General features: G+C 28.0%; 10 protein-coding genes and 1 tRNA gene. 8 read left to right on the top strand and 3 right to left on the bottom strand.

What is annotated here, in order from left to right; genetic code table 11:
- From HNP68_RS07080 to HNP68_RS03220, 4 genes are all read left to right on the top strand, one after another.
- Positions 1-1,366 (top strand): tetratricopeptide repeat protein (locus HNP68_RS07080; RefSeq protein ID WP_235684930.1); only part of this gene is annotated, 1,366 nt, incomplete at its 5' end.
- Between the two features lie 6 nt (positions 1,367-1,372).
- The gene (mutL, locus tag HNP68_RS03230) at positions 1,373-3,205 is read left to right on the top strand and encodes a DNA mismatch repair endonuclease MutL (protein WP_183220394.1); all 1,833 of its coding nucleotides are present in this window, start codon (positions 1,373-1,375) and stop codon (positions 3,203-3,205) included.
- 17 nt (positions 3,206-3,222) lie between these two features.
- On the top strand, positions 3,223-4,245 hold the full coding sequence (locus HNP68_RS03225; RefSeq protein ID WP_183220377.1) for a hypothetical protein: 1,023 nt from the start codon (positions 3,223-3,225) through the stop codon (positions 4,243-4,245).
- A gap of 27 nt (positions 4,246-4,272) precedes the next feature.
- Positions 4,273-4,346: transfer RNA gene (locus tag HNP68_RS03220), tRNA-Ile, on the top strand.
- Between the two features lie 11 nt (positions 4,347-4,357).
- Here the strand turns inward: HNP68_RS03220 and HNP68_RS03215 are convergent.
- Together HNP68_RS03215 and efp are read right to left on the bottom strand one after the other, a co-directional pair.
- On the bottom strand, positions 4,358-5,011 hold the full coding sequence (locus tag HNP68_RS03215) for a hypothetical protein (RefSeq protein WP_183220376.1): 654 nt from the start codon (positions 5,009-5,011) through the stop codon (positions 4,358-4,360).
- Complete coding sequence (efp, locus tag HNP68_RS03210; protein WP_183220374.1) at positions 4,989-5,567, bottom strand: elongation factor P; 579 nt, start codon at positions 5,565-5,567, stop codon at positions 4,989-4,991. The genes HNP68_RS03215 and efp overlap by 23 nt, the downstream gene beginning before the upstream one ends.
- A 165-nt stretch (positions 5,568-5,732) precedes the next feature.
- Here efp and HNP68_RS03205 point away from each other — a divergent pair, with 165 nt between their 5' ends.
- The 4 genes from HNP68_RS03205 (at position 5,733) to pstB (ending at position 9,894) form a co-directional block, all read left to right on the top strand.
- Positions 5,733-6,572, top strand: coding sequence for an extracellular solute-binding protein (locus tag HNP68_RS03205; protein WP_183220372.1), 840 nt, complete (start codon positions 5,733-5,735; stop codon positions 6,570-6,572).
- Between the two features lie 89 nt (positions 6,573-6,661).
- Complete coding sequence (gene pstC / locus HNP68_RS03200) at positions 6,662-7,570, top strand: phosphate ABC transporter permease subunit PstC (RefSeq protein ID WP_183220370.1); 909 nt, start codon at positions 6,662-6,664, stop codon at positions 7,568-7,570.
- 104 nt (positions 7,571-7,674) lie between these two features.
- The gene (gene pstA, locus HNP68_RS03195) at positions 7,675-9,111 is read left to right on the top strand and encodes a phosphate ABC transporter permease PstA (RefSeq protein ID WP_183220368.1); all 1,437 of its coding nucleotides are present in this window, start codon (positions 7,675-7,677) and stop codon (positions 9,109-9,111) included.
- Entirely contained in the window at positions 9,112-9,894 is a 783-nt protein-coding gene (gene pstB, locus HNP68_RS03190) for a phosphate ABC transporter ATP-binding protein PstB (protein ID WP_183220366.1), read from the top strand.
- Between the two features lie 2 nt (positions 9,895-9,896).
- Here pstB and HNP68_RS03185 read toward each other — a convergent pair whose 3' ends face one another.
- A complete protein-coding gene (locus HNP68_RS03185; RefSeq protein ID WP_183220364.1) occupies positions 9,897-10,718 on the bottom strand; it encodes a ZIP family metal transporter in 822 nt (273 codons plus the stop codon).

Raw genomic sequence — 10,718 nt, 5'->3', positions numbered from 1 at the left:
AAATCCAAAAACACGTCAGCAAGCTATTAAAGATCTAAATGAATTCTTGACAACCAGTCCCAATGACACCCATGCCTCTAAAACTTTAGCTCAAGCTAATAAAATGCAACACTTAAAAGACCTTAAATCTAAGGTTTATTCAATAAAACCTATCGATCTTGAAAATCCAAAAACACGTCAGCAAGCTATTAAAGATCTAAATGAATTCTTGACAACCAGTCCCAATGATACCCATGCCTCTAAAACTTTAGCTCAAGCTTATGAAAATAATGGGGATTTACTAAAAGCAGAAAATGTATATGAAAAAATTACTAAACTCAAAAATACCAAAGAAGATTACTATAAACTTGGAATCATTAGATTCAAGCTTAAAAAGTTTGAAAACTCAATAAAATCATTTGATCAAACAATAAGACTAGACCCAAAGCATAAAAAAGCACATAATAACAAAGGAATAGCTTTAATGATGCTAAACCAAAACAAAAAAGCAATAGAATCTTTTGAAAAAGCAATACAAATTGATAAAAATTATGACACTGCCTACTACCAAAAAGGAATAGCAGAAGAAAAAAATGGAGATATGCAACAAGCATTTGAAAGTTTCAAAAATGCCTACAATCTCAACAAAAAACTCAATTACGCGTTAAAAGCTGGAATAGTATCAAACAATTTAGGCAATTTCAAAAACAGTGAAGAGTATTTAGGTTTTTTTAATGACAATACAAAAAAACCTAACGAAGTTGCTATTTATAACCTATCAATAGCAAAATTTGAGAACAATAAATTTGAAGAATCTCTTGAAACAATAAATAAGGCCATCAATTTAAATCCAGAAAAAATTGAATATTTATATTTAAAAGCATCTATAAATCTTAAAAACAAAAATTACCCAAATGCTATATCACTTTACAACTTAGTAATTGCAAAAAACCCTGAAAATACTTCAGCATATATAAACCTAGCAAAAGCATACGAAAAATTAGGAAATAAGACTCAAGCAATTTCAACTCTTGAAAAGATAATAAGCAAAAACAATAAATTAGCCTTAAACAATCTTGGAATACTTTACAAAAAAGAAAAAAATTATCAAAAAGCAATTGAAATTTTTGAAAAAGCAATAATCAATTCAGATATTGAAGCAAAATATAATCTTGCAACAACTCTAATTGAAATTAATGATAACGCAAGAGCTAAAGACCTTCTAAAGGAATATACGAAATTAAAACCAAACAATCCAGAAGCCCTACATGCACTCGGAATAATAGAATATAATGAGAATAACAATGACCAAACACTAAGAGAGCTTGTCAAAAAATTTCCAAATTATAAAAAAAATGAAAATATTAAAAAAATCATAGGAATATAAATTTCAATGAACAAAATAAGATTCTTAGATAAATACTTAGTTCAAAAAATAGCAGCAGGAGAATCAATAGACAGACCATGTTCAATATTAAGAGAATTACTAGACAATTCAATAGATTCTGGAGCTACTAAAATTGAGGTCTTTCTTGAAGAGGGAGGAATTCACAAAATTTTAGTAATAGATAATGGAAGCGGAATAAGTCAAGAGGATTTAAAAATTTGCTATCTACCACACACTACTTCAAAAATATCCTCAGAAGAAGATTTAAGAAAAATAGAAACCCTAGGATTTAGAGGAGAAGCTCTATCCAGTATTGCAATTTGCTCCAACATTTCAATAACAAGCTCAACAACTAGCAATGAGAGCTATCAAATAGAGGTAGAAAATGGAACTGAAAAATGCTTTAAAAAACAACCAGCCATAAACGGAACAATAGTAGATGTTACAAAAATATTTCACAACTTTCCAGCAAGAAAAAGATTTCTAAAACAAGAGCCCATTGAAACAAAAATGTGTTTAAAAGTTTTAGAAGAAAAAATAATAACCCATCCCGAAATCAATTTCGAAATTAATTTAAATCAAAAATTAAGAAAAATTTACTTTAAAGAGTCATTAATTGATAGGGTACAAAATGTATATGGAAATGTAATAGACAATAATAAATTTAGGATCTTAAAAAAAGAACATGAAAATATAAAATTAGAAATATTTTTAGCACCAGCTAATTTTTCTAAAAAAAGCAAAAGACATATTAAAACATTTGTTAACAGAAGACCTATTGATCACAAAGATCTCTTAGAAGCAATAACTAATGGACACAGCAGAATGCTTTCTCCAGGCAACTTCCCAATATGTTATTTATTTTTAGAAATAAACCCTGAATATATTGACTTTAATGTTCATCCTCAAAAAAAAGAAGTAAGATTTTTCAATCTTCCGTTTTTATTTAAACTAATCTCTGACAATATAAATAATTTTTTCAATGAAGACATAAATAACTACAACGACATAATAATAAAAAGACAATTAACAGAAGATCGTAATTTAATAGAAATGATAAGCCAACCAGAAAACTTTAATAAACTTGACACATATGACGTTCCACAAAACAAAAATTTAGAAACAAAAGATCATAAAAACGAGCCAAACAAAAACATAATACAAAACGATATTAACCTTATAAGGTATAATTCAATCATACAGAACAGACCATCACTTAAGGAAAACATTACAAACATTTTCTCTGACAACTTTTTAGAATCTGAAGAGCTGGACAAACCTGAAAAAGAAGAAATAAAATTTAACTACATTGGGCAAGTATTATCTGAATTTTTGATTGTTGAAAAAGTAAATGAAATTTACTTCATAGACCAACATGCGATTCACGAAAAAATAATATATGAACAACTTAGAAATTCAAAAAAAACTGTTCAAAAGCTTCTAATACCAATTGAATTCACAATAGCTGATAAAAGTATAGAAGAAATTGTAGATAGTGAAATAGAAGAATACAAAAAAATAGATATTATAATATCTAAAATAGGCCCTACAAAATATCAACTTGAATCTATTCCTAACATTTGCAATCAATATGAAAATACTCTTATTAGCTTTTTTCAATCAAGAAGAAGTAGAACAATAAATTCTCTTGAATCTGATTTATATGCAACTATTGCCTGCAGAAAAGCTGTTAAAACAAATGACATATTAAGTGTTGAATTTAGCAAATTCTTAATAAATGAATTTTTCAAACTAGAAATCAAACATTGTCCTCATGGACGAAAAATTTATTATAAAATATCTAAATTTGAGCTTGAAAAAAAAGTTGACAGAGCATAAAATAAAGCGGGGCTTCCATGATAAAAAAAATCAAATCAGAAATCAGCTCATTAAAACTAGAAAAAGAAAAAAGTTTAGTTGAACTTGGAAAAATATTAAAAAATAATAATATAGTAGAATTAAAAAATTTAAATCACTATCCTAATCTAAAATTAGCAGAAAAAGAATTATACCAAATGACAAGCAATTTAAGCAAATCAGAAGAAAATGAAAACACATTAAAAAATTTAAACAAAAAAATTTCTATTCTTAAAACAGAATATAAATCTGTCAGCAAATTATATAAAATAAAACTTAAAGAAATTGCTAAAACAATAATAAAAATTTATCCTCAAAATTTAGAATTAATATCAAAATACAATATGAATTTTTCTAAATTGAAACTTGAAAAATACAAAAAAATAGAATTGATAAGTGATTTTAAAACAAAAAATTCTTTACAAAAAGTAATACTTAAAATCAACTCAACAATAAACAACATTATAAATACGATAAATGTATATAAAATATCAAAAGAATTCGAAAAACAAATACTCACAAAATATTACCTTTCTGAAAACCTAGAAAGCATAATAAATGAATTTTCATTAAATAACGCAATTATTAAAGAATTTAAATTAATAAATGAAATTAACACAAATATAAAAAACATAAAAGAAGAAATAAGACAAATAATATATATAAGTAAAAAAGAAAAAACATACAAAAAAAATCAAATTAAAAATGAAATTAATGTTATTATACAAAATAAAGAAAATATTTTAAAAAAAATTGCTGAAGAATTTATTGAAACCATAAAAAAAGATAAAATTATAGCTAAAAACAATGCAATCGGCTTGTCAATCCAAAAAATAGAAAAAATAAACCAAAAAATATTAAGCTTGGATAATAATTTAATAAAAATAAAAAAACAGGAAGAAATAAAAAACATTCAACAAAAAATGCAAGCTCTTGCAAAAGAAAAAGATAAAATTAATAACAAATTAGATGCATTAAATTCTAAAATAAAAGTTATTCAAACCGAACTTGACAATGAATAAAAAATAAATATAATAAATTAAAGCTAAGGGCCTATAGCTCAGTTGGTTAGAGCACCCGACTCATAATCGGTAGGTCCCAGGTTCAAGTCCTGGTGGGCCCAATTTGATTTTTTTAATTGACCTTAAAAAAAAGGTTTGAGTTTTTTTCAACATAATAAAAACTTATGTAATTATCTAATGTTTTATCAACCTCTAGAGTATCTATCGAATCAATTCTAGTAACTGAAGATGCGGGATGCAGCTTGTCTTTTAAAGTTTTAACAAAAAATACTTTAGAGTTACTTAACTTATTTAACATTGCCATATCTTTAGACTTATATACATAATTGTGAACACCATCTAAATCATATTTTGACATACCCAAAGAAACAATAAGCTCTCTACTGTAAACCCTCATACCCTTATCAAAAAGACGAACACAAGAGGTAAAGTCTTCAAAAGTTGAATCAAAAAAATTAAACCTCAAATCTCTACAATATAGAATATCCTTGCCAAGACTAGAATCAATAAAAAAAGAGCTATAATTATTATTAATCACTTGAATAAACTCATTGGTGTTTTTATTCTCTATTGATAATTTAAAAACATCTTTTGAATTGAAAACTTTAATTGCAAAATCGAAACTCATAAAATAATCTAAACGATTCTCAGTAAAATAATAATTTACCTTATAATCAAGTTCTTTTATCTCCGGATAATTTATTTCGCAAGAACAAACAACACAACAAAAAAACAATATTAATTCAACTTTTAATCCGCTCTGCATACTCTTTAGTTTCAGAATTAACTAAAACTTTATCTCCAACGTTAATAAAAAGTGGAGCTTTTATTACAAGCCCCGTATTAAGAGTAATATTTTTCATTGCATTCGTTACAGTATCGCCTTTAATAGCTGCTTCAACCTCTATAACTTCAAAAGCGACCTTTGGAGCCAACTTAATATCAATAACCATATTGTCAAACATTACAAGAGAATATGTTTCCGACTCCTGTAAAAAAGGCACCTTATCTTGAAAATTAGCACTTTCCTTTAAGTCCAAACTAATCTGATCATAAGTTTCTAAATCCATGAAAACCAAAACATCTTTGTCTTTGTATAAATACTGAACACTAACTTCATAAATTTCAATTGCTTCTGCAGTATCTGCCCCTTTTAAAGTTTCTCTAATTACAAATTTGTTTTTTAAGTTCTTAAGCTTTAACCTTACTATTGCCCCTCCCCTACCTGTTTTTGAGAATTCTCTTTCAAGAACAAGGTGGGGAGTCCCTTTGATAAGTAAAAAAGAACCTTTTTCAATCTCACCAGATTTCACTACAGCCATTTAAACACCTCGCAAAACTTAACATACAAACCTAGTAGTAATTTATACCAAAAAATTAAAATATTTGCTATTATTCCCCAATTACAACTTAATCAATAAAGTTAATTTATAATTGACTTATTTTTAATTAATGCTATTATATACTTAAACAAAGGAGTTTACTTGATGAAAAAATTTATTATCTTAATTTTTATGCTATCAACGAGTTTATTATACAACTGTAAAAATCAAGACAATGAAAAAATTGTATCAATTGGGGGCTCTACAACTGTAAGCCCAATACTAGATGAAATGATTTTAAGATACAATAAAATAAAAAATAATACTAAAGTAACATACGATGCACAAGGAAGTAGTGTTGGCATAAACGGACTATTTAACAAAATATATAAAATAGCCATATCATCAAGAGATTTGACACAAGAGGAAATTGAACAAGGGGCAAAAGAAACTGTATTCGCTTATGATGCTTTGATTTTCATCACAAGTCCTGAAATAAAAATTACAAATATTACAGAAGAAAATTTAGCTAAAATATTAAATGGAAAAATTCAAAATTGGAAACAAGTGGGGGGGCCTGATGCTAAAATCAATTTCATTAATCGCGATTCCTCCTCTGGTTCTTATTCGTCTATAAAAGATCTACTTCTTAATAAAATATTTAAAACTCATGAAGAATCTCAATTTAGACAAGATGGAATAGTAGTAAAATCTAATGGAGAAGTAATTGAAAAAACAAGCCTTACTCCACATTCAATAGGATATATAGGACTTGGGTACGCAAAAAATTCAATAGAAAAAGGGTTAAATATACTTTCTATAAACAGTACATATCCTACAAAAGAAACAATAAATAGCAATAAATACACCATTAAAAGAAATTTAATAGTAGTTACAAATAATAAATACGAGGATAAAAGCGTAACTCAATTTATTGATTTTATGACAAGCTCAACCGGACAAGATATCGTTGAAGAACAAGGTTTTTTAGGGATAAAAATATAATTAAACCAAAGAAAAGATTACTTGACTTGCTATTAAGTCGAGTAATACAATATAACACTGAGATGAGCTTTAAGGGATTCTTTTAAAAAATGCATCTAAGCTTAAAGACAAAAAGAAAGATAATTGGAATTATTTTCAAATCTTTTATTCTTATATCTGCAATAATCAGCTCCCTATCAATAATGTTTTTAGGTGCGTTTATATTAAAAACCGGAATAACACCATTCATTAATAACAAAATTAAAATTTTTAACTTTTTATTTAGCACAAATTGGGATCCTACCAGTAATCTACAAAAATCTTACGGCATCTTATCATTCATTATTAATTCCTTTTTAACTACATTTTTTTCTATTTTAATCGCTTTGCCAATTGGATTGGGATTTGCAATATATCTGCTTGAAAAAGCAAAAGGATTTTATAGAAAATTTTTACAAACAGTAATAGAGCTTTTGGCAGGAATCCCTAGTGTGGTTTATGGATTTTTTGGAAGCACATTCATTGCCGCTTTAGTAAAAAACATTTTTCAAAGAGAAGACAATTTGGGATATAATTTAATAAGCTCATCACTCATATTAAGCATAATGATAGTTCCCACAATAATTAGCGTTTGCTATTCATCACTTAAAGCCGTTCCTAAATCATATAAATTTGCATCTCTTGCATTAGCAGCAACAGACTGGCAAACAATATATAAAATAACAATACCATCAGCCAGTAGAGGCATTTTGGCAGGAACAATATTAGCAATAGGAAGAGCTATTGGAGAAACAGTAGCGGTATTAATGGTTGGAGGAGGCTCTCCTCTTTTCATAAAAAATGTATTTTCTCCCATTAGAACGTTAACTGTAAATATTGCTATGGACATGGGATATGCCTCGGGAACACACAGAGAAGCCCTATTTTCTACAGCTCTAGTGTTATTGTTATTTTCAATAATTACAAATTTACTCAAAAATTTCATACTATCTTCAAATAAAAGGCTAAAGCAAAAGTGACCAAAACTCAAATAAACAAACTGATTAACGGGTTCTATTTCTTTATAATCAATTTTATTGCGTATTTTTTAACATCACTACTAATTTTTCTAATAGCGTATATATTGTACAACTCTTTGTTTTATTTCAAAAAAAAACAAACTTTATTTTTAAACAAAACTCAAAATTTTGTGCCATTTAAAACAGAAGACAACAAAGAAATACAAATTGCTTTTATTGTTAATAAAAATATAAATATAGATAAAATCTCAATAGAAGACATTTACAACATATATAACAATAAAATTTCACACTGGGGAAGCATTTCAGATCAAGGAATCGATATTATACCTATTGCCAATTCACTTGATAGTATATCTAACAAAGCTATTCTAAGAACAATAATCAAAAATAATGAATTTAATAAAAGGTACATAAAAATTGAACCATCTACACAAAAAATACTTCAAACAATAAATAGTACGATAGGTTCTGTAAGTTATTTAACAAAAGAAGAATTCAAATCCATAAATTTTAAGCTATATCCTAACATTAAAACTTTAAAAATAAAAACCATGTCTGTACTAATAAGTAAAAAAACTTTAACAAAAAACGAGAACGAAATAATTAATACACTGGGTATTGATGAGATTGAAAAACTTATTAAAGGTAAAGAAAAATGGGTTAATTTAATATCAAAAGATATTGAATTAAAAATAATAAAATATCTTGATCAAAAAGAAAAAATAATACAAACTATAGAAAAAACAGAAGGTTCACTAGCAATTGTGCCTTGGCATTATTTTCAAAGTATTAAAGCGCCCTTTATTAAAATGCATTACTTTGATAAAAGTAACCCTTTGAATTTAAATTTTATACTATCCATTCCAAGAGATTCCGGTGCATATGGCGGAATTTCTTATTTAATCTTAAATACTTTTTATGTAATATTACTAACAACTGCTATTTCAATATGCATTGGGATAGGGACTGGGATAATGCTTGCCGAATACACTTCTAACAAAATATTTTACAAAATACTATCTATGAGTGTTGACATACTGTCCTCAATTCCTGCAATAATTTTTGGACTTTTTGGACTAATATTTTTTGTACCAATTTTTGGAATGGGAATACTTTCAGGAGCAATAACAAGTTCCTTAATGATATTACCAATGATTGTTAAAACAACCGAAGAAGCATTTAAAACAATTCCAAAATCATACAAGTATGCTTCATTCGCCTTAGGAGCAAACAAAACAGAAACTATAATTAAAATCATGGTTCCAGCGGCTATTCCTGGAATACTAACAGGAATAGTTCTTGCAATAGGACGAGCTTTAGGAGAAACGGCTGTATTGCTTTTTACAATGGGAACAAACTTGGGACTTGCAACAAATTTAAATGAACCATCAAGAACATTAACTGTACACTTACTGATGTTATTCCAAGAAGGACACCTGGACAAGGGATTTGGAACGGCTTCAATACTTGTAATAATGGTACTCATAATAAATTTAACATCAAAATTTTTAATAAACAAATTATATAGGATTAAATAAGTGGTAAAAGAAAAAGATACACCAAAAAATGAAATTATAATAGAAACAAAAAATTTAAATCTATTTTATACAGACTTTAAGGCTTTAAATAAAATAAATATCAAAATACTAAAAAATAGCATTACCGCTTTAATAGGCCCATCTGGCTGCGGTAAATCAACATTCTTAAGAACTCTCAACAGAATGAATGACCTTGTTGAAGGCATTAAAATAGAAGGTAATGTAATATATGAGGGGAAAAACATTTATTCAAATAATTTCGATGTCCTAGAGCTTAGAAGAAAAATAGGAATGGTATTTCAAACTCCTAATCCATTTTTAATGTCTATCTACGACAATATAAGCTATGGCCCTAAAATTCACGGAACAAAAGATAAAAAAATATTAGATGAAATAGTAGAACAATCACTAATAAAATCTGCACTCTGGAACGAGGTCAAAGACAAACTTAATACAAATGCCTTAAGCCTCTCGGGGGGTCAACAACAAAGGCTCTGCATCGCAAGAACTCTTGCAATAGAACCAAATGTAATATTAATGGATGAACCTACTTCTGCACTCGATCCAATATCAACAGGAAAAATTGAAGAACTTATAATAAACTTAAAAGAAAGTTACACAATAATCATTGTAACCCACAATATGCAACAAGCCGGTAGAATATCTGACAGAACCGCATTTTTCCTTAATGGGTGTATTGAAGAAGAAAGTCCAACTGATGAGCTATTCTTCAATCCTAAAAATACTAAAACTGAAGAATATATCAGTGGAAAATTTGGATAATTTCAACCTAATGAAACATCAAGAAACATCATTAATGTAAAACCAATAACGCCAAATATACTTGGCACTTTATTATCAATGTCTTTTCTCTTAGCTTCAGGTATTAATTGTTCAATTGACACATAAATCATAGCTCCTGCTGAGAAAGCTAAAGCAAAAGGTAAAATTCGGGTAAAAGAATAAACCGCATAAGCACCCATAAGGCCTCCTACAATTTCCACTAATCCCGACATTTGTCCATAATTAAAGCATTTTATCAAAGCAACATTACCTCTTCTTAAAGGTAGAGAAATAGCGGCTCCTTCAGGTATATTTTGAATACCAATGCCAAGCGTAAGAAGCATAGCCCCAACTAAAGTTTGAATATCCGGATTCGAAGCCAAGGCTCCAAAAGCAACGCCAACAGCCAATCCTTCTGGGAAATTGTGCAAAGTAACAGCAGTAAAGAGTAAAAAATCTTTTTTACCGTGTTTAGTTAAATCTTCATCAATAAAAGTAAGTTTGTCAAGATCTGGAACAAATACATCTACAATATATATAAAAAATGCTCCAACAAGAAATCCAAAAACAGCCGGCATCCAAGTAATGTATCCAAGCTCTTCAGCTCTTTCTATAGCTGGCTGAATAAGAGAAAAAAAACTGGCCGCTATCATAATACCTGCTGAAAAACCAAGCATAGCGTCCATTATTTTATTATCTACCTTCCTAAAGAAAAAAACTGCTCCTGCTCCAAAAGCTGTAGTAAACCAAGTGAAAGTAGAACCTAAAAGTCCTAGTAGTACAGGGTGCAAAGTCAACAAATAATCTAAAATTGAGTTTATCAT

The organism is Borreliella yangtzensis (assembly GCF_014201775.1).
Classification (GTDB): Bacteria; Spirochaetota; Spirochaetia; order Borreliales; family Borreliaceae; genus Borreliella; species Borreliella yangtzensis.
This window is presented reverse-complemented; position numbering and strand designations above follow the sequence as displayed.